The sequence below is a fragment of the Pantoea sp. BS_8 genome (genome assembly GCF_041954965.1).
In the GTDB taxonomy this organism is placed as follows: Bacteria; Pseudomonadota; Gammaproteobacteria; order Enterobacterales; family Enterobacteriaceae; genus Pantoea; species Pantoea stewartii.
In genome coordinates this window covers 206,630-224,442 of sequence record NZ_JAVAXU010000001.1, presented here as the reverse complement: position 1 = coordinate 224,442, position 17,813 = coordinate 206,630, and the positions used below count along the sequence as shown (strand labels likewise).

Genomic DNA, 17,813 nt, shown 5'->3' with positions numbered 1-17,813 from the left:
GGATATGAAATAACAGAGGTACAAGTGTCAACTGCAAACAAACACACCGACGAGGCCGTCAGCCTTAATGCTTTTAAACAGCCCAAAGCGTTTTACCTGATCTTTTCAATCGAATTATGGGAACGTTTTGGCTACTACGGCCTGCAGGCCATTATGGCCGTCTATCTGGTTCGACAGCTGGGCATGTCGGAGTCCGACTCCATTACCCTGTTCTCGTCCTTTAGCGCACTGGTTTATGGTCTGGTCGCTATCGGCGGCTGGCTGGGCGATAAAGTGTTGGGCACCAAACGCGTTATCGTGCTGGGTGTACTGGTGCTGGCCATCGGCTACGCGCTTGTCGCCTTCTCCGGTCATAACGTCAGCGTCGTCTATATCGGTATGGCGACTATTGCGGTGGGCAGCGGCTTGTTTAAAGCGAACCCCTCTTCCCTGCTTTCCACCTGCTACGAGAAAGACGATCCGCGCATTGATGGCGCCTTTACCATGTTCTACATGTCCATCAACATCGGCTCACTGTTTTCAATGATGCTGACGCCGTGGTTAGCCGAGAAATATGGCTATAACGTGGCATTTTCGCTGTCGGTGATCGGCCTGGTCATCACGCTGCTTAACTTCCTGTTCTGTAAGCGCCTGGTGAAAGACTTTGGTTCCAAACCGGACTTTGCCCCACTCCAGTTCGGCAAGCTGCTGATGACGCTGGCAGGTATTGTGGTGTTGATCGCCCTGGCTAACTGGATGCTGCACCATCAGGCCATTGCCCGTATTCTGCTGGGCCTGATTGCGCTGGGCATTATGGTGATCTTTGCCAAAGAAGCCTTCGCACTGAAGGGCGCGGCACGCCGCCGTATGATTGTCGCTTTCCTGCTGATGGTCGAAGCCATCGTTTTCTTCGTGCTTTACATGCAGATGCCTACGTCGCTGAACTTCTTTGCGATTCGTAACGTTGAGCATACCCTTTTTGGCATTACCTTTGCGCCAGAGCAGTTCCAGGCGCTGAACCCGTTCTGGATTATGCTGGCCAGCCCCATTCTGGCAGCCGTGTATAACAAGCTGGGCGACAAGCTGCCGATGCCGCACAAGTTCGCTATCGGCATGGTGCTGTGTTCTGCCGCGTTCCTGGTATTGCCTGTCGGCGCGAAATTTGCCAGCGATGCCGGTATCGTGTCCCTGAACTGGCTCATTCTCAGCTATGGCCTGCAAAGTATCGGCGAACTGATGATTTCGGGACTGGGTTTGGCGATGGTGGCACAGTTGGTTCCACAGCGCCTGATGGGCTTTATCATGGGCTCATGGTTCCTGACCACCGCGGGTGCTGCCGTCATTGCCGGTAAAGTGGCCAACCTGATGGCGGTGCCTGAAAACGTTACCGATCCGCTGATTTCGCTGGTCACGTACGGCAAAGTGTTCCAGCAGATCGGGATTGCCACCGCCGTCATCGCTGTGCTGATGCTGGTGACGGCCCCGCTGCTGAACCGTATGACGCAGACGACGGAAGCGGAAAAAGCCTGAGTGGCGATGTTGACACGCAGCAAAAACCGGGCCTTGCCCGGTTTTTTTGTTTTTGTCGCCGATCGGTTCCTGGTAGATTACTCATGCTAATAACTGGTAATTCTGCCACAGGGGATTACTATGCAAACACGACTCGCAACATGGTGGCTTCATGATGAAACTGTTTTGTAAAGCTGGTGCCTGTTCTCTTTCACCCCATATTGTTCTGCGTGAATGTGGTCTGGATTTCACTCAGGTCAATGTCGACCTGCAAACCAAGCTCACCGAGCGCGGGGATGATTTTCGTCAAATCAACCCCAAGGGTCAGGTACCGGCGCTGCAATTAAGTGAGGGTAATGTCCTGACCGAAGGCGCGGCGATTGTGCAGTACCTGGCCGATCTCAAGCCCGATCGTCATCTTCTGGCCCCCGTCGGCAGCCTGACGCGTTATCACACCATTGAGTGGCTCGGCTACATCAGCAGTGAGTTACATAAGAGTTTTTCACCGCTGTTCCGCAACGATGCGCCCGACGAGTACAAAGCGCTGGTGCGCCGTCAGCTGGAGGCAAAATTTGCCTGGGTAAACGGTGAACTGCAGGACAAGCCGTGGCTGATGGGCGTGCATTTCAGCGTTGCGGATGCTTATCTGTATGTGGTGACGCGCTGGGCGAAAGCGCTGAACCTGGATGTCAGCGCGTTGAGCCACCTGCAACAGTGGTTTGCGCGCGTTGAAGAACGGCCATCGGTTCAGGCCGCGCTAAAAGCGGAAGGCCTTATCTGACACGATCAGGGCCGTTACCGGCCCTTTTTTTACAGCTTCTCTGCCGGAAAATAGTGCGTTGGCCGGGCGATAGCGTCCTGCGCGGCAACCAACTGCAGCTCATATTCCCCCATCTCATGCGTTTTCAGCATCACTTCATAGACGGCGGCCGTGACGTGCTCCAGCGCCGCCTGCAGCGACTGTCCGTGCAGCAGATCGACCAGCAATAAGCCGCTGGTTAAATCGCCCACGCCTACAGGCTGGCGAACGCCAAAGTCCACCAGCGGACGGCTGATGTGCCAGGCTTCGTCGGCGGTGACCAGCAGCATTTCAAAGCGATCGCTGCGGCGCCCTGCCCGTGCCAGATGCTTAATCAGCACCACTTTTGGCCCCTGCGTGATCAGCAGGCGGGCAGCCTCAACGGCGGATTCGACACTGGTTACCGTGCGTTCGCTGAGCATTTCCAGCTCCAGCAGGTTTGGCGCGATGATATCGCTGGCCGGTAGCGCCATTTTGCAGTGAAACTCCGCCACGCCCGGTGCCACAATGCAGCCCTTTTCCGGATGCCCCATGACCGGATCGCAAAAATACCAGGCCTCAGGGTTGGCGGCTTTTACCTGATGCACGATGTCCAGAATCTTTTCGCCCTGTTCGGCCGATCCCAGATAGCCGCTTAACACCGCATCACAGGTTTTCAGGCGGTCGATATCGGCGATGCCTTTGACAATGTCGGTGAGATGCGACGCCGGCATGACGGTGCCGGTCCAGTGCCCGTACTGCGTATGATTGGAAAACTGCACGGTATTCAGCGGCCAGACGTTCACGCCCATACGGCGCATCGGGAACTCTGCCGCCGCATTGCCTGCATGACCAAACACCACGTGCGACTGAATTGCTAAAACGTTTTTCACTTTTTTACCCTGTCGTGCCTTGCCATAAAAAAGGGCCGGAAACCGGCCCTGAAAAGCTACTGCCAGTTGATCAGGCAGTAATGTTTTTTACCGCGGCGTAATAACGTGAAGCGGTTAAACAGCTTGTCGCTGTCGCGGAAGCGGTATTCCGCATCAGACTGCTTCTCACCGTTCAGCGATACGGCATTTGAGCCAATCATGGTGCGCGCCTGGCCGCGTGAGGGTACCAGCTCCGCTTTAACCAGTGCCTGCTGCAGATCGTCCTCAGCAGACAGCGTAATGGTGGGCATGCCGTCCTGCGCCAGCTGTTCGAAATCGGCCTCGGTCATGTCACTGAGCGCACCGGAGAACAGACTTTCCGTGATGCGTTTCGCGGCTGCCAGGCCCTCTTCGCCATGAACCAGGCGCGTAACCTGCTCGGCCAGTACATACTGTGCACGCGGCGCGGTTCCGCTGTTTTTATCTTCTTCTTCCAGGGCATTAATCTCTTCAATGCTCAGGAACGTGAAGAATTTCAGGAAACGGTAAACATCCGCATCGGCGGTGTTGATCCAGAACTGGTAGAACTTGTACGGGCTGGTTTTCTTAGCATCCAGCCAGACCGCGCCGCCTTCGGTCTTACCGAACTTGGTGCCGTCCGATTTGGTGATCAGAGGAACGGTCAGACCAAACACCTGGTTCTGATGCAGACGACGTGTCAGATCGATACCGGAAGTGATGTTGCCCCACTGGTCCGAGCCGCCGATCTGCAGCGTTACGCCGTGCAGTTCGTTCAGGCAGGCAAAATCATAGCCCTGCAACAGGTTGTAGGAGAATTCGGTAAACGAGATCCCCTGGTCGTCACGGTTCAGACGCTGTTTGACCGCTTCCTTGTTGATCATCTGGTTAACCGAGAAGTGTTTACCAATGTCACGCAGGAAGGTCAGCACGTTCATATTGCCAAACCAGTCATAGTTGTTGGTCGCAATCGCACTGTTCGCACCACAGTCAAAATCCAGGAATGGCGCAACCTGTTTACGGATTTTTTCGACCCATTCACCGACGGTTTCGCTGGTGTTGAGCTTACGCTCTGCCGCTTTAAAACTGGGATCGCCAATCAGACCGGTTGCGCCGCCCACCAGCGCCACCGGCCTGTGTCCGGCGTCCTGAAAACGTTTCAGGCAGAGCAGCGGTACCAGATGGCCCAAGTGCAAGCTGTCAGCAGTGGGGTCAAAGCCGCAATAGAGCGAAATTGGCCCTTGCGCCAGTTTCTCGACTAACGCGTCTTCATCCGTCACCTGGGCGATCAGGCCCCGTTCTTGCAATTGTTGTATCAGGTTACTGCTGGTCATCACTGACTCCAAATTGATCAGACTGCACCTAGGCTGGTACACAGCTTTCCGCTGAGTTGCGGAAGAAAAAAATGAGGGCTATAGCATAAAGCGCTGACGGCTTCTGTGCCAGCGCTGATAAGGGGAAAGCGCAGTTTTACGGGGCGAGCCGGTCAATTTTCCAGCCGTCGTTATCCCGTTGGTAGAGGAAACGATCGTGAAGGCGATGCTCGCCCCCTTGCCAGAACTCCATGGTGTTAAATTTTACCCGATAGCCGCCCCAAAAACTGGGCAGCGGCACATCGCCCTGCTGGAATTTCTGCTTCAGTTCCAGAAACTTCGCTTCCAGCACACCGCGGGCAGAAATCCGTCTGGACTGACGCGAAACCCAGGCACCGATCTGGCTGTCACGCGGGCGGCTGCTGAAATATTTCAGGACGTCCAGCGGCGACAGTTTTTCGACTTCGCCCAGCACCATGACCTGGCGCTCCAGAAAATGCCACGGGAAATGCAGCGAAATACGCGGATTGTTGGCCAGATGTTGTGCTTTACGGCTGCCAAGGTTGGTATAAAACACCATGCCCTGTTCATCATAATGCTTCAACAGCACGATACGCTGATAAGGCTGGCCTTGCTCATCGACCGTGGCTACCGTCATGGCTGTAGGATCGGGCAATTGTGCCTCGCAGGCCTGCTTTAACCAGCTTTCGAACAGCGCCAGCGGATTATCCGGCAAATCGTTACGACGCAGACCACCACGCGTGTATTCACGACGCAGGTGGGCAATGTTTTGCAGCATTTCATTGTCACTCATCATGCACACTCACTCAGATAACGTTAACCAGCCGGTTGCAGCTCGCAGTCATTCACGACGATTTTATCGTTGCGCTCAATAAAAGCACCGTTTCCTTTAGACCAGAAAACATACTGTCCGTCGCTGTAGCGGGCCCCCGAGGCAGAAACGGTTTGCGTCAGCGTCAGCGGTTTGCCATCCATGATAAAGCTGACCTGATCTTTAGCGTTATCCAGGGTGACGGTGAGCGGCAAAGTGCCACAGCGATAGTGTAACGTTTCTGGCGCGGGCGACGATTTGTGCATCAGGCTGCAGCCTGACAGCATGACCATGGCAACCACAGTTAATCCTTTTCGCATCAGCGATTCTCCTGTACGTAAAGCAGGCACAGCGCGCCCTGTTTTGTTCGGTATGAAGGTTCCGGCACCGGCAGGTTAACCGTTCCGGCACAGAGGGGCAATTTAACCGATGATCGCACCCGTAGCAGCAAAAGTTTTTTTGTCCGGGCGTGGCAAGGTGAAGACTGCAAAGCCAGGGTCCGGTCGGGAAAACGCGACATCGCGCGGCGATGACCAGGGTGGAGGGGGCGAAAGAGACCGGCAACACCCGGGTATTCAGGCGTTGCCGGTGAAGATTAATTACCGCGATAGGTAGAATAGCCGTACGGGCTCAGCAGCAATGGAATATGGTAATGCGATTCACTTTTGTCCATGTGAAATATCACCGGAATTTCCGGGAAAAAGGACGCGTGCTGAACCTTCTGATAATAATCTCCCGTTTTAAATACAACTTTATAATCGCCCGTTTCATATTGTTTATCTGTCGGGAATAGTGCACTAATTCTGCCGTTTTTATCGGTTACCCCTGAGGAAAGCTTAACCCACCTGCCCTGTTCTTTATGTTCGAGGTCAACAGAAATACCGGGAGTCGGCGTGCCGGTCTCCAGATTTAATACGTGTACACTCAGCGGATTCTTCATCGCGGTTGTTTCTGCCGCACAAGCAACGGAACCCATTAATAACGCTGCAACTGCACCCATTTGCCATTTCATTCTCGATTCCTTTTTTTCGTTAACCTGTCAACGAGCGTAAAGGGCCGCAGACTAAATACCAAACCGCAGGCGCTAAATGTGAAATTTCTGAGAGGCATAAATACGCTTTAGCTATTCGCGCTTTTTCTGCGCAAGTGCGTTTATTGTTTCGCTCACCGCCCTGCAAAATTCTCAAAAGCGACTATGCTGTTTAATTCAAGGTCCACTTCAAGGAGATGAAATGCATACTAAATCCCTGTCAGCTGCCGTTTTGCTTGCCCTCTCTCTGGCAACGTTAGCCGGTTGTTCTTCCAACCAGTCCATTAAAACGTCAGACGGCCGTACAATAGTGACCGATGGTAAGCCTCAAATTGACAGCGATACGGGGCTGGTGTCCTATCGTGACGCCCAGACAGGCAAAACCGAACAAATTAATCGCGATCAGATCAGCAATATGAGTGAACTTGATAACTAACGGACTCAATCACAGAAATAAGGTGGATAATATGAAGAAGACTCTGATTTTACCGCTGGCAGTTTTGATCGGCATGACCGCATTAACAGGTTGTACCCGCACAAGCTACGCTATTCATACCAACGATGGCCGCACTATTATCAGCGACGGCAAGCCGTCTGAATCTGATGCCGGTTTACTGGGTTATACCGATGCCAATGGTGTGAAACAGCAGATCAATAAAGCGGACGTTAAAGCCGTTTCCGAAGTGCCAAAATAACAGCGTTGCCGCCTGATCAGGGCGGCTTTTTTATTTCCTGCCGCCTCTTCATTGCTTCACCCTCTCAATTTCTTTTTATCTGGAAATAACGGATCGTCGTAAACAGTGTAATAACGACTTACACGGCATGATCATGGCTCATATATCCTTTTGTCTTTCTGACGCAGGTGCTCGCCTGTTATGGCCTTTTTCGTTCCTTCTCACTTTGCTTTGTGACAACACAAAAACATTAGCATCTCTTTCTTATGTACATTTTATTTACAGCGTCAGGTTGCGGTCCGGAATGCCGCTGACGGCCAGGTCACTGTGTCAAGGACCTATCGTAATTCCAGGCCAGTTCGCCACTATCTAGTGGTTTAATCACTTCAATTCTGGCGGATAAAACGGGTCTGTATAAATTTTCGCTCGCTTATTAAGGTGTTAGCCTGCGGTATGAAAGTTCACTGTTTTTAATATTTTCTTTGATAGGTATCACCGAATGAAATCACACTATCGCTATTCATTTCTTTTACTAAACTAATCACTGGGTCGACGACATTCTCACTCACTCTCAGGAGGTGCATATGAATTTTCACGATGAGGCTACCGGTCATAAGATTATTGGTGAAGCTGCGGTGAACCTGGCACTACAGAATGAGGAGATCACGGTGGTTTCACTGATTCGCCAGCTCAGCACGATGGCGGACCATGAAAGTGACGATGAGCGCGTGCTCCTGATCGCCGATGCGCGTAAATGGCTGAAAAGCTTTATTAACGTGGCCACGCGCGAGCGGGCCGAACTCAACTGGATGGTAGTAACGGGCCAGGTTCCCGCCAATGTGACCGAGCATTAACGCTGACAGGTTAGTGCGATACCGCGCTTCGCGGACGCCGGATGCGTCCGCGTTTACTGCGTGCTAACTGTCTGTATTCTCTTTGTGTCCGCTTTGCGCCCTTCTCCTTGTCCCCGTCTGAATCGCGCCGCGCACTTTTTCTGCGAAAATAGCTGTACAAGTTTTATTTTATTGTATAACTTTACGCTACTTTCAACTGACTACTTTTGAACCACCCGAGAACATCTATGCAACGCAATCATCGCTTACCGCAGAGCGCCGACGATATCTCCCGCTATTTTTCTGCGGCGGGTCTCCCTTCACAGCAGGAAATGCTGGGGCAAATCGTGGTAGATATTTTACGCGCCGGTCAGAACGTGAACCGTAAGTCTATCTGCACTAAACTGCTGCGCCGTCTTGAGCTGTCAGCCAGTCAGGAAGAAGAGCGCCTTTGCCGTGAACTGATTGGGTTGCTGTTTGGTCGTTAAGACGGCCAGTGACTGCCGTGACGGGACGGGGCATCGTTGCGAAGCCGTTGCGGCCTTTTCGCTGCTGCTGCTGGCATTATTGTTGCTGCTGTCGTTACTGTGACGTGACGGCCGTACAGGCTTCCTTGCTTCAGCCCGTCGTCATTAATGGAGTTTATGCGCGAGGATACGGATAGCCTCTTCGCAGGTCTGTCGGGTCGTTTTACAGCTTGTCTGTAGACTTTGCTGGTGCAACGCACCAATAATTTCCTGCAGTGTGAGCGTTTTACCCGGCTGCAGGATGTCTGACACAACGCGCCCTAAAAGCGCGTGAATCTCTTCACCGATGTTTGCCCTGTCATGTTTCACGCATAATCCTCAAATTTTACTTTTTCTGTAACAGCAAAGTGTTTTAGAGAAGGCACACTGTGCCTGTGTCTGGCAGCCCGTGGGTGACCGGCCGCCCTGCATGGATGACATAAGGGAATATTTACTTCCTAAATGAGCAAAGATTAATCCAGGATTTTCAGGGCCAGCGCAATCGTAGCCTGTTCATCGTGTACATCCGCCACCTTGCCGGTAACACGCATACCAAAGGCAATACGCAAAATCAGTCCTGCAGCCGTCTCCACATCCAGGTCGCGCCTGATGGAGCCATCATGCTGCCCTTCCTGCAAGAGTGACATCAGAAAGGCCTTATTGCGGAAGATAACCTGTGTAACCTGTTGTGACAGCTCCGCATCCAGCACCTGTAATTCAATAGCACTGCCTACGACCAGACAGCCGGTCCGCCCTTCCGTTGACCGGGAAGAATCCAGATAAAACTGGAGTAGTTCACTTAACTTTGCGCGGCCGGTCGAAAAGCGGGCCAGGCGTCCGCGCAGATCCTCGTTGCGGAGCGTGATGTAACGCTGAAAAACCAGCAGGAACAACGATCGCTTGTCCTGAAACGCTTTGTAGATACTACCGACAGAAAGCTGCATTGCCTCACTCAAATCGTTAAGCGAGGCGGCATGATATCCTTTTTGCCGGAACACGATCATCGCCTGGTCCAGAGCCTGTTCGATATCAAATTCTCTGGGCCTGCCGCGTTCTTTTTGTTTATTCGCTGTGGATTGTTGGCTGCTCATGACGACCAGTTTGAGAGGCTGCATTTCCGACATTACCCGGAAACGATAGGCAGAACGATTGTATCTCAGGCACCGGGTGCAAGTACACCCGAATCCCACCCCGGCGCATCGTCTGCACAAAGTGCGGTGCAGGCGATGCCGTGGTGGGATAAAAAGCAGGCCGATCAGGCGTTGGCTTTAAGCAGCTCGTCTGCCGCCAGTTTACCGAGCGCGTTCGCCGCAAAGGGACTGTCGCCCGTCAGTACCCGGCGATCTTTATGCACGGTCCCTTTAATATCGCTGTTAACCAGCGTCAGTCCCATGGCCTGAAGTTTCTCCCCAAAGAACCAGGTTAACTGTCCCGGCATGTAGCCGATATCCGGTGTTTGTTTGTCGGTCGCATCGGGGAAGGCGCAAATTTTATAGCCATTAAGCGGATTGTCGCCTTTGTCCAGAGCAAGAAAGGCAGCCGGGCCATGGCACAGCGAAATCAGGTGACGATCGTTGGCCAGCGTCCAGCGGATCACCTCAGCGACGACTTCACTTTCGGGCAGCCCTATCAGCGCGCCGTGACCGCCCGGAATAAAGACGCCTGCGTACTCTGACCGGGGCGTCAGTGACTGAACGACAGCGTTCAGCGTCAGCGGGGAACGAAACAGCGACAGGCAGTGATTGTAAAAGCCAATGACCACCTCATCCTGCTGGGGCATCGCCCAGTGTTCAAACTTCACCATCTGCCCGGACAACGTCGCCACATCAAACTGGAAACCGGCCTGATACAGGTGATACATCGGAAGCAGCGTCTCAATCGGATGGTTACCGGTGGAAAACAGGGTGTCGTTATCAAGCGGCAGATAGCGCTCGTCGGTGCAGATCACCAGGACCTTTTTATTCCCTGAATACGGCTGGGGATAGTCGGCATCACCGAGATCAGATGTGGGGCGGGTGAACTGGTCAAGTGAGTAGGCAGAAGGAAAAAAGGCGTTATGTTCGGCCCGATCTGCCACCGGCGATTTACTGAGTTCTGACATGACAAAGCTCTCCTTAAGGGGATGGATACCTGTTTTAGCCTAGACCACAACGCCAGATTTAAACCGAGCGGCAGCCCAAACGGCCCCCTTATAAGAGCATTCTGTTGCTGTCATCCCTGCCCACGCCTTACTTCACCACCGGCAGATCGCTGATGCGCGTGGTATAAGCCGGCGACAGCATTTCGCGCTTCATCGCCCAGCGCTTCTCTGTCCCCTGTCCGGCGAACCACATTTTCCCCTTGCCCGCTTTGTGGATCTGATCGATAACCTGCATCAGATCGTTACGGCCCGGGTTGACCGGTCGCTCATCAAACAAATCCAACTGAGTCACGCCGTGGTCAAAGAAGTCGCTCAGGACAACGCCCGCTTTGATATAGCGGTGGCCCGCGATCCAGATGTAGTCCAGCATGTCGGTCGCCACCCGGATAATGTCGCGCGTATCGTGCGACGGCGTCAGTAACTGACCAGTGGCCTGATTGCCGTAAAAGTTTTCACCAACGGCATGGGGGCTGGTGCGCAGAAACACCCCGATTTGTCGGCAGTACTGTTTTTCTTTCCGCAGTTTTTCGGCGGCACGTTCGGCATAGGTACAGACTGCCTCACGCACCTGTGCATAGTCTGAAAGACGGCTACTGAAAGAACGTGAGCACATGATCTGCTGTTTGGTGGGTTCGAGGGCTTCTAAATCCTGACAGGGTTCACCGCATAATTCTCTGACCGTGCGTTCCAGCACCACGCTGAAATTCTTACGAATCAGGCTGGGACGCTGACGCGCCAGGTCTGCGGCCGAGGTTATCCCCATCTCCTCAAGCCGCTGGCTGAGACGGCGGCCAACGCCCCAGATATCCTTGACCGACACCTTCGCCAGCAGTTTTTGCTGGCGCACCGGATCGGACAGATCGACCACACCGTTGGTGTAGCCCGCCCATTTTTTGGCCGCAAAATTCGCCAGCTTCGCCAGCGTCTTGGTAGGGGCAATCCCGACACAGACGTTAAGATGAATTTCTTTTTTGATGCGTTTTTTAATCTGGTGCCCCAGGGTATCAAGCGACATGCAGTGGCTGACGCCGGTTAAATCCAGAAAGGCCTCATCAATCGAATAAATTTCTACCGACGGGGCCATTTCCTCCAGTAGCGTCATGACCCGGGTGCTCATATCCGCATACAGCGCATAGTTAGAGCTAAAGACCTGCACGTTATGGCGGGCAATGATTTCTCTCATTTTAAAAAACGGCACGGCCATGGTGACGCCAAGGGCTTTGGCTTCGGCATTACGCGCAATCACACAGCCATCGTTGTTAGAGAGCACAATAATGGGCTTGCCCTTGAGATCCGGTCGAAACACCGTTTCACAGGAGGCATAAAAATTGTTCACATCGACCAGCGCAAACATGATTAATAAACCGACTTGATCACATAGGTCACAACGCCAAACACTTCGAGCGCGTCTTCTGTGCTAATCACAATGGGTTTGAACTGACGGTTCATTGGCATCAGTTGCAGGCAGGGCTGAAGCTGAAGCCGCTTGACGGTAAATTCGCCCTCAATCGCGGCCACCACAATATCGCCATGAGAAGCCACCAGTGCGCTGTCCACCACCAGCATATCGCCGTCGTTAATGCCCGCTCCGGACATCGATTCTCCACTGACGCGCACAAAGTATGTCGAACTGGGATGCTGAACGATGAGCTTGTTCAAATCAATCCGCTGCTCAACGTAGTCCTGCGCCGGAGACGGAAAACCGCACGGCACCCGCTCGACAAACAGCGGTAATTGCAAAGGCGTGCTCACTTTTGCTGGCCTGATAAATTCCATATTCACCTCTCACGCCAAATTACTGTATATAATTACAGTAATCGCGATCCGCCAGTGCGATCAAGCGAAACCGGAGAGGTTTATGTAAAACAGTTGATGTGGATGGATATTTTTTTCTGCCCTTTTCATCGCCTTATGACAGGCCTGTGCAGCCATTAACCGTACCGGTTGTTTTTTCGCCGGCGCATGCAGAATTCTTCTCTTCGCTGAACGGATGTTTAAAAAGCACGGAACGCTGCCCGTTAGCGGCGCGTACTTATTCGCCGCACAATCCGGGCGGAAATAATGCTGACAGCGTTAGCAACATCAATCGGCTAAGCGTACAAGCGGCGCGCAGACGATAACGGAAATAAACAACCGCCTGACCGTGCATAGTGATAAAAATAGCCCTAAGCAAGTCCGAAAAAAGGCGTCAAAATAGCAGGCGATAAACGGGGTCTGATTTGCCAGCGCTGTTTCACGCTGCTTTTATGACGGGAAAATCACTACAGCCGATCTTTTTTGCAAAAATGAAGACAGGATCGCCGGATACAACGTTCATCTTTTGTGATGTGAACGTGTCTCATTCGGATTAAAAGTGACAATAATCATATAGTTAAAAAAATAAGATAACGTGAAATGATTTATACTGTGATATCCAACACGTTTGCCTATCATGCCTGCATTACCGCCGAACACGGCTATCACCGTGGCATTGAAAAAAGCATTGAGAGGCAGAATAAAAATGGAATTGAAAAGTACACAGGGAAAAAAGGTCTATTTAACCGAGCAGGAACTTTCTTTAAGCTGGCTTTTTATGACCGGTATGACGGTTAACCAGATCGCGTACCAGATGGCTTCACCTGTACACGTCATCTATTATCTTAAGCAAAAAATCATGCAGAAAGTAGGCGTGAGAAATAACAGTGAGTTTATCCTCTGGCTGATTCATCTCAGAAAATAAAAAACGTCGCGCTGTTTTGCCCGCATGGCAGGATAATACGTTGCCTCCGCCCGTGTGATGAATACGCACAATGTCCGCGCAGGCATCATCGGTTAACCCTGCGCCGTCATCATGCCGGGATAACGTCACCGCGCGCCTGACTCGCCCTGCGCTTTCCGCCTGCGCCCGTAACCTGAGCGGCGTGTGGGGCGCATGGGCTTGTGACCGATCCGGTCAGCCATTTACCTGCTGCCTTATCCATTCGCGAAATATCTCCATCGATGGCGTCAGCGTTTTTGATCGCAGCCAGGTTAACCAGTAGCCACCGACATCAATCTCAATGTCAAAAGGCCGCACCAGGATGCCCGCCTCCAGCTCCCGCTGAAACATGCAGACCGGCACCAGCGCGACACCGCCCGTCTGAACCGCTGCCTCGACCATCAGCCGCGAGGAGTCGAAAACCGGACCAGTCATTCTGGGGGGCGTGATATTTGCCGCAGTGAACCAGTTGCCCCACTCATCCGCGCGATAAGAACGCAGCAGCGTTTCCCGTAACAGATCGCCGGGCTGCTGCAGCCGACGGGCGATATCTGGCCGGCAAAGCGCAGTCAGCGGTGCGGTAAACAGCGGTTCGTTGTGCGTTGCAGGCCAGGCCCCCGTTCCAAAGCGAATGGCATAATCGATGCCTTCGCCCGCCAGATTCACGACGTTATTATGGGTGCGCACGTTCACTTCCAGCGCAGGATGCTGCTGATGAAAGGCATCCAGACGCGGCAGCAGCCAGCCCAGCGCAAAGGTCCCGACACAGGCGAGGGTCATCACTTCGCGGTATTCACCCCCTTCAAACCGGCGCCAGGCTTTTTCAAGCTGGGTGAACGCCTCGGACACCTCGGCAAACAGCAGCCGGGACTCGTCCGTCATCTCCAGTCCACGCGGTAAGCGCCGGAATAACGTCACGCCCAGCCGCTCTTCAAGTAGCCTGACCTGCTGGCTCACGGCCGCCTGCGAGACGAAAAGTGCCATACCTGCGTGAGTAAAATTCAGGTACCGGGCCGAAGCATAAAAGGCCCGAAGTGCATTAAGCGGAACATCATTTTTCATTGTTAACCCCAGAAATTCTTTTGGCTTCTCTCAAATTATCTCGCTTGTCGATAATTTGAAATCCCTTAATCTCTCCCTCGTCACACTTTTGACAGGCGATATGTCCCGCAATAACGCGACCTTCGTGTCATAACGGGGGCATCAGGTGGCAGAAACTGACATAAGTTTCACGAGTGGCGCATTTTACACGTTTCGCTCAGCACGCCCCGCTTCCTGAGGCGGTGAGGTGCCGGGTATGTCTGAATGCAGATACACATTAACGGAGGTTTATATGGCTACGGCTCCCCGGCTGCGCATCTGTGCAGCGGCAACCCTACTGGCGCTGGCGGTCCCTTTTGTCGCCGAGGCCCATTTCAATGACGCATTGTTAGCGCAACCTGTCCGGCAGCTGGAAGACGCCGCAGGCGGACGCTTAGGCGTGGCGGCGATCGACACCGGTGATGGTTCTGTTTTTACTTATCGTGGTAACGAACGTTTTCCCCTTTGCAGCACCAGTAAAGTCTTTACGGTGGCGGCCATTCTGAAGAAAGCGGAAACCGCACAAGGCCTGCTGAATGAAAACATCGCGATTCGTCACGCCGACCTGGTGAATTACAACCCCGTGACCGAAAAACAGGTGGGCGGCACGATGACCGTGGCAGAACTCAGTGCGGCGGCCTTGCAGTACAGCGACAACGCGGCGATGAATAAACTGCTGACGCATCTTGGCGGGCCGCATGCCGTGACCGCCTTCGCCCGCAGCATCGGCGATAACACGTTTCGTCTCGATCGAACCGAGCCCACGCTTAATACCGCTATTCCGGGTGATACACGTGATACAACGTCACCGACAGCGATGGCGCAGAGCCTGCAAAAACTGGTTTTAGGCACGGCGCTGGCACCTGCTCAACGCCAGCAGTTAGCCGACTGGATGAAGGGCAATACAACCGGCACCTACAGCATACGTGCGGGTCTGCCTGCTGACTGGGTGGTCGCGGATAAAACCGGCAGCGGTGATTACGGCACCACCAACGACATCGCCGTGATCTGGCCACCGCATCATGCCCCGCTGGTGCTGGTGACCTACTACACGCAGACCGACAAACACGCGGCCTCGCGTAAGGATGTGCTGGCCAGCGCCGCAAAAATTATCGCCTCAGGTTATGAAAACTAAGCGACCGTAACGGCGTTAACACGTGATATGGCCTGTCTGTACGGGCTGTATCACGCCGCTGAAAAGGTTTGTCAGGTCAATAAACCCGTTGACAGGCATCCGTCACTTCCCTAAATTGAGCGCTTGCTCAAGTCACCGGTTTACCGCCAGTACGCCTGCCTGAGCACAGGCGACTGGCCGGGATTACGCCGTGCATACCCACGTTATTTAACCGACAGGAAATAACCTATGAGGCTGGCTTATCATGCAATCCTTCGCCCCCGTAACGGAAGACTGACCGCCCTGCTGCTTGCCTTAAGCCTGGTGCCCGGCGCGGTGCTGGCTGTCCCGCCGCCGCTGAACATCGCCGTTTATCGCGGCGCGGCAGGATGTGACGGCTGTTCGGAAATGGTGGTGAAATCGCTCCACGGCCTCACCCGGCCGGTTCGCACAACGTACATCGGCGAGCATGAAACGCTCAGGCTGACGGCACAGAACCTGCGTCAGTTTGATCTCTATATTCAGCCTGGCGGCGGTCAGGATATTCCCGCGGCTTATGCCGCACTGGGAGAGGAAGGCGTCCGGGCTATTCGACAGTTTGTTCGCAGCGGCAAGGGGTTTCTGGGCCTTTGCATGGGGGCCTACCTGGCAGACAGTCAGTGGCTGGGGCTGATTAGCTCACCGCTGGAATCGGAAGTGGGCCGTCCAGGCTCGGGCATTGCTGATGAGGGCGATTACACGATTCGCGTTGACTGGCAGCGTCAGCCAACGCGGTTCTATTATCAGGACGGTCCGTACCTTGAGGGCAATCAAGCCCGGGATGGTTTTACCCCTCTGGCCTTTTACCGGAATGGTGACGTCGCTATCGCCCACTATACGTATGGAAAAGGCACGGTTGTGTTAACCGGACCGCATCCGGAAGCCGACGAGAGCTGGATGGGCCAGGCAGACGGCGGTAAAGACGGCGTTGACACCACGCCCCAGGAAAAAATGTCCCGCCTGTTGGCCGGGTTTGATAACACCCGCCGCGTGCCTTAAGCCCGCACTGCGTGAGTGTCCGTGGCCGGGCGGCGTTGTCCTGTCGTGGCGGTACCGCTTTTCCTGTACGCGATGTGAGCGGCATCCGGATCGCTACGTAGCTGTCTGTCGTGAATATAACCGGGAGAATCCGGCTGGCGGACAGCTGACGCTCACGTTCCTTAATCCGCCCTGCGCCCGCCAGGTCGCCGTGCCTGACGGCTGGCACGTGAAGGCAATCAGCGTCGCGCATCCCGTCAGGCAGGGAGATTACACGGTGCTGTCGGCCTCCAGCGCATCCTGAATCGCATCCGCCAGATTGGCAATTTCGTTTGCCACGGCCTGCAAATCCCAGGCTGCTTTAGAGCCATTCGCTGACGTCGAGGCGCTGACTGACTCTTTTGCCACTGCCAGCGCCGCCGCAACGGCGACCGTACGTTTGTGTTGTTCCTGCGTCATGCCCGCGGGCGGCAGTGAAAAATAGTCGTTAACCATTATCATGTCCTTGTGATTCAAGAGGCGTAAACCTTAACGCCCTGCGCGTTCATAAGAAAGTAAATTATGACCACGGCTCCCGACAGATTCACACGGCGCTTCCGGGCAACGCGCCCGCCCCGGCCTGTTTGCAGAGTTCACCTGCCAGACGCGGTTCCCCGTCTGAGCTCAGGAGTTATTAGCCTGCCATGTCGACGTTGCCGCCAGGGAGGACGCTGCCGCACACAGCACGCGTGACAGTGATCCGTTCCCGCGTCGCCTGTACAATCCGGCCCGCTCAGAAAAGCCATCTTGTACAAGGTTGTACAACTTTCCAAAGAGGCGCCGCACAGAGGTGCACCCTCAATAACCCCTTAAAAATCAACAGAAAATGTTAATATTTTTAGATTTTATGTTGCAATAAGCGCCGAAAAGTCATCCGACCACTTAAAATTTTATACAAAAAATTGTACAAACTTGGTTTTTTTGTATAACTTTAAGGCGTGATGTTAAGTAACTTGTAACGAAAGGTGCTTTGCACCGCATCTGAAGGTGAGTGGATTTCCACCTTCAGATGCAAAATTTTTCTTTCTAACGATTTTGAGGCCATGATGCAAACGACAACGAATACTGAGTCTCAGATTTCAGACTATTTCATGAACGCGGGTGCCCATTTCACCAGCGAAAAAGATGTGATTGCCGAAACCTGGTCAGAGCTTGCTGCCTATAAGGCTCACGTTTCTGAAAAAGACATCGTGCTGGGTTTGATTCACAAACTCGAATGTGAAACCGATGTGACCATGCAGGATATCTATCGTCAGGCCCTGGAGATTGTGCTTCAGCGTACGCCGGGCGATGTCCGTTTTTGATAAGTTGTGATGAAACGCTAATTAGCATGGATGCTTTG

22 protein-coding genes are annotated in these 17,813 nt (G+C 53.5%); 10 read left to right on the top strand and 12 right to left on the bottom strand.

Translation table 11 applies throughout. The features are described from left to right. Window positions 1-24: 24 nt before the first annotated feature. Together dtpA and gstA are read left to right on the top strand one after the other, a co-directional pair. Window positions 25-1,509, top strand: a complete 1,485-nt coding sequence (gene dtpA / locus RAC65_RS01060) for a dipeptide/tripeptide permease DtpA (protein ID WP_033741223.1) — start codon at window positions 25-27, stop codon at window positions 1,507-1,509. Between the two features lie 154 nt (window positions 1,510-1,663). Further along, entirely contained in the window at window positions 1,664-2,269 is a 606-nt protein-coding gene (gene gstA / locus RAC65_RS01055) for a glutathione transferase GstA (RefSeq protein WP_172912631.1), read from the top strand. A gap of 29 nt (window positions 2,270-2,298) precedes the next feature. On the opposite strand, the gene pdxY is transcribed toward gstA, so the two are convergent. The 5 genes from pdxY to uraH form a co-directional block, all read right to left on the bottom strand. Continuing rightward, window positions 2,299-3,159, bottom strand: a complete 861-nt coding sequence (gene pdxY / locus RAC65_RS01050; RefSeq protein WP_006119013.1) for a pyridoxal kinase PdxY — start codon at window positions 3,157-3,159, stop codon at window positions 2,299-2,301. A 56-nt stretch (window positions 3,160-3,215) separates the two neighbouring features. Next, window positions 3,216-4,490, bottom strand: a complete 1,275-nt coding sequence (tyrS, locus tag RAC65_RS01045; protein WP_375096255.1) for a tyrosine--tRNA ligase — start codon at window positions 4,488-4,490, stop codon at window positions 3,216-3,218. A gap of 136 nt (window positions 4,491-4,626) precedes the next feature. Further along, complete coding sequence (gene pdxH / locus RAC65_RS01040) at window positions 4,627-5,283, bottom strand: pyridoxamine 5'-phosphate oxidase (RefSeq protein ID WP_375096448.1); 657 nt, start codon at window positions 5,281-5,283, stop codon at window positions 4,627-4,629. A gap of 23 nt (window positions 5,284-5,306) precedes the next feature. Further along, window positions 5,307-5,621: an MliC family protein gene (locus RAC65_RS01035; RefSeq protein WP_006119010.1), complete on the bottom strand. Its 315-nt coding sequence runs from the start codon at window positions 5,619-5,621 to the stop codon at window positions 5,307-5,309. Between the two features lie 275 nt (window positions 5,622-5,896). Beyond that, entirely contained in the window at window positions 5,897-6,313 is a 417-nt protein-coding gene (gene uraH, locus RAC65_RS01030) for a hydroxyisourate hydrolase (protein WP_375096254.1), read from the bottom strand. Window positions 6,314-6,533: 220 nt separating this feature from the next. Here uraH and RAC65_RS01025 point away from each other — a divergent pair, with 220 nt between their 5' ends. The 4 genes from RAC65_RS01025 (at window position 6,534) to ycgZ (ending at window position 8,326) form a co-directional block, all read left to right on the top strand. Further along, window positions 6,534-6,767, top strand: a complete 234-nt coding sequence (locus RAC65_RS01025; protein ID WP_033741212.1) for a YgdI/YgdR family lipoprotein — start codon at window positions 6,534-6,536, stop codon at window positions 6,765-6,767. Window positions 6,768-6,798: 31 nt separating this feature from the next. Then, a complete protein-coding gene (locus tag RAC65_RS01020; protein WP_033741210.1) occupies window positions 6,799-7,026 on the top strand; it encodes a YgdI/YgdR family lipoprotein in 228 nt (75 codons plus the stop codon). A 563-nt stretch (window positions 7,027-7,589) separates the two neighbouring features. Beyond that, entirely contained in the window at window positions 7,590-7,859 is a 270-nt protein-coding gene (locus tag RAC65_RS01015; RefSeq protein WP_033741209.1) for a hypothetical protein, read from the top strand. A gap of 227 nt (window positions 7,860-8,086) precedes the next feature. Then, window positions 8,087-8,326, top strand: a complete 240-nt coding sequence (ycgZ, locus tag RAC65_RS01010; protein WP_033741208.1) for a regulatory protein YcgZ — start codon at window positions 8,087-8,089, stop codon at window positions 8,324-8,326. Window positions 8,327-8,470: 144 nt separating this feature from the next. Here ycgZ and RAC65_RS01005 read toward each other — a convergent pair whose 3' ends face one another. The 5 genes from RAC65_RS01005 to umuD all read right to left on the bottom strand — a co-directional run bounded on the left by RAC65_RS01005 (window position 8,471) and on the right by umuD (window position 12,260). Then, on the bottom strand, window positions 8,471-8,674 hold the full coding sequence (locus RAC65_RS01005) for a hypothetical protein (RefSeq protein ID WP_054633877.1): 204 nt from the start codon (window positions 8,672-8,674) through the stop codon (window positions 8,471-8,473). Between the two features lie 143 nt (window positions 8,675-8,817). Beyond that, window positions 8,818-9,459: a TetR/AcrR family transcriptional regulator gene (locus tag RAC65_RS01000; protein WP_375096253.1), complete on the bottom strand. Its 642-nt coding sequence runs from the start codon at window positions 9,457-9,459 to the stop codon at window positions 8,818-8,820. Window positions 9,460-9,599: 140 nt separating this feature from the next. Further along, complete coding sequence (hchA, locus tag RAC65_RS00995; RefSeq protein WP_375096252.1) at window positions 9,600-10,445, bottom strand: glyoxalase III HchA; 846 nt, start codon at window positions 10,443-10,445, stop codon at window positions 9,600-9,602. 127 nt (window positions 10,446-10,572) lie between these two features. Further along, a complete protein-coding gene (gene umuC, locus RAC65_RS00990) occupies window positions 10,573-11,838 on the bottom strand; it encodes a translesion error-prone DNA polymerase V subunit UmuC (protein ID WP_033741199.1) in 1,266 nt (421 codons plus the stop codon). Window positions 11,839-11,840: 2 nt separating this feature from the next. Further along, the gene (gene umuD / locus RAC65_RS00985; protein ID WP_033741198.1) at window positions 11,841-12,260 is read right to left on the bottom strand and encodes a translesion error-prone DNA polymerase V autoproteolytic subunit; all 420 of its coding nucleotides are present in this window, start codon (window positions 12,258-12,260) and stop codon (window positions 11,841-11,843) included. Window positions 12,261-12,915: 655 nt separating this feature from the next. Between umuD and RAC65_RS00980 the strand changes: the two genes are divergently transcribed. Continuing rightward, window positions 12,916-13,203, top strand: a complete 288-nt coding sequence (locus tag RAC65_RS00980; RefSeq protein WP_155489647.1) for a hypothetical protein — start codon at window positions 12,916-12,918, stop codon at window positions 13,201-13,203. Window positions 13,204-13,416: 213 nt separating this feature from the next. Here the strand turns inward: RAC65_RS00980 and RAC65_RS00975 are convergent, their stop codons facing one another. Then, window positions 13,417-14,283, bottom strand: coding sequence for a LysR family transcriptional regulator (locus RAC65_RS00975; protein ID WP_162285647.1), 867 nt, complete (start codon window positions 14,281-14,283; stop codon window positions 13,417-13,419). A 271-nt stretch (window positions 14,284-14,554) separates the two neighbouring features. Between RAC65_RS00975 and bla the strand changes: the two genes are divergently transcribed. Beyond that, complete coding sequence (bla, locus tag RAC65_RS00970; protein ID WP_375096251.1) at window positions 14,555-15,436, top strand: class A beta-lactamase; 882 nt, start codon at window positions 14,555-14,557, stop codon at window positions 15,434-15,436. A gap of 228 nt (window positions 15,437-15,664) precedes the next feature. After that, on the top strand, window positions 15,665-16,453 hold the full coding sequence (locus RAC65_RS00965) for a BPL-N domain-containing protein (RefSeq protein ID WP_375096250.1): 789 nt from the start codon (window positions 15,665-15,667) through the stop codon (window positions 16,451-16,453). A 249-nt stretch (window positions 16,454-16,702) separates the two neighbouring features. Here the strand turns inward: RAC65_RS00965 and RAC65_RS00960 are convergent, their stop codons facing one another. Then, a complete protein-coding gene (locus RAC65_RS00960; protein WP_110267569.1) occupies window positions 16,703-16,927 on the bottom strand; it encodes a hypothetical protein in 225 nt (74 codons plus the stop codon). 590 nt (window positions 16,928-17,517) lie between these two features. On the opposite strand from RAC65_RS00960, the gene RAC65_RS00955 reads away from it, so the two are divergent. Next, on the top strand, window positions 17,518-17,775 hold the full coding sequence (locus tag RAC65_RS00955) for a biofilm development regulator YmgB/AriR family protein (RefSeq protein ID WP_033741464.1): 258 nt from the start codon (window positions 17,518-17,520) through the stop codon (window positions 17,773-17,775). The last annotated feature ends 38 nt before the right edge of the window (window positions 17,776-17,813 follow it).

Coding starts and splice junctions, on each gene's coding strand:
- gstA (WP_172912631.1), top strand. CDS start 1,664: ATGAAACTGTTTTGTAAAGCTGGTGCCTGTTCTCTTTCACCCCATATT.
- tyrS (WP_375096255.1), bottom strand. CDS start 4,490: ATGACCAGCAGTAACCTGATACAACAATTGCAAGAACGGGGCCTGATC.
- pdxH (WP_375096448.1), bottom strand. CDS start 5,283: ATGAGTGACAATGAAATGCTGCAAAACATTGCCCACCTGCGTCGTGAA.
- RAC65_RS01035 (WP_006119010.1), bottom strand. CDS start 5,621: ATGCGAAAAGGATTAACTGTGGTTGCCATGGTCATGCTGTCAGGCTGC.
- uraH (WP_375096254.1), bottom strand. CDS start 6,313: ATGAAATGGCAAATGGGTGCAGTTGCAGCGTTATTAATGGGTTCCGTT.
- RAC65_RS01025 (WP_033741212.1), top strand. CDS start 6,534: ATGCATACTAAATCCCTGTCAGCTGCCGTTTTGCTTGCCCTCTCTCTG.
- RAC65_RS01020 (WP_033741210.1), top strand. CDS start 6,799: ATGAAGAAGACTCTGATTTTACCGCTGGCAGTTTTGATCGGCATGACC.
- RAC65_RS01015 (WP_033741209.1), top strand. CDS start 7,590: ATGAATTTTCACGATGAGGCTACCGGTCATAAGATTATTGGTGAAGCT.
- ycgZ (WP_033741208.1), top strand. CDS start 8,087: ATGCAACGCAATCATCGCTTACCGCAGAGCGCCGACGATATCTCCCGC.
- RAC65_RS01000 (WP_375096253.1), bottom strand. CDS start 9,459: ATGCAGCCTCTCAAACTGGTCGTCATGAGCAGCCAACAATCCACAGCG.
- hchA (WP_375096252.1), bottom strand. CDS start 10,445: ATGTCAGAACTCAGTAAATCGCCGGTGGCAGATCGGGCCGAACATAAC.
- umuC (WP_033741199.1), bottom strand. CDS start 11,838: ATGTTTGCGCTGGTCGATGTGAACAATTTTTATGCCTCCTGTGAAACG.
- umuD (WP_033741198.1), bottom strand. CDS start 12,260: ATGGAATTTATCAGGCCAGCAAAAGTGAGCACGCCTTTGCAATTACCG.
- RAC65_RS00980 (WP_155489647.1), top strand. CDS start 12,916: ATGCCTGCATTACCGCCGAACACGGCTATCACCGTGGCATTGAAAAAA.
- RAC65_RS00975 (WP_162285647.1), bottom strand. CDS start 14,283: ATGAAAAATGATGTTCCGCTTAATGCACTTCGGGCCTTTTATGCTTCG.
- bla (WP_375096251.1), top strand. CDS start 14,555: ATGGCTACGGCTCCCCGGCTGCGCATCTGTGCAGCGGCAACCCTACTG.
- RAC65_RS00965 (WP_375096250.1), top strand. CDS start 15,665: ATGAGGCTGGCTTATCATGCAATCCTTCGCCCCCGTAACGGAAGACTG.
- RAC65_RS00960 (WP_110267569.1), bottom strand. CDS start 16,927: ATGGTTAACGACTATTTTTCACTGCCGCCCGCGGGCATGACGCAGGAA.
- RAC65_RS00955 (WP_033741464.1), top strand. CDS start 17,518: ATGCAAACGACAACGAATACTGAGTCTCAGATTTCAGACTATTTCATG.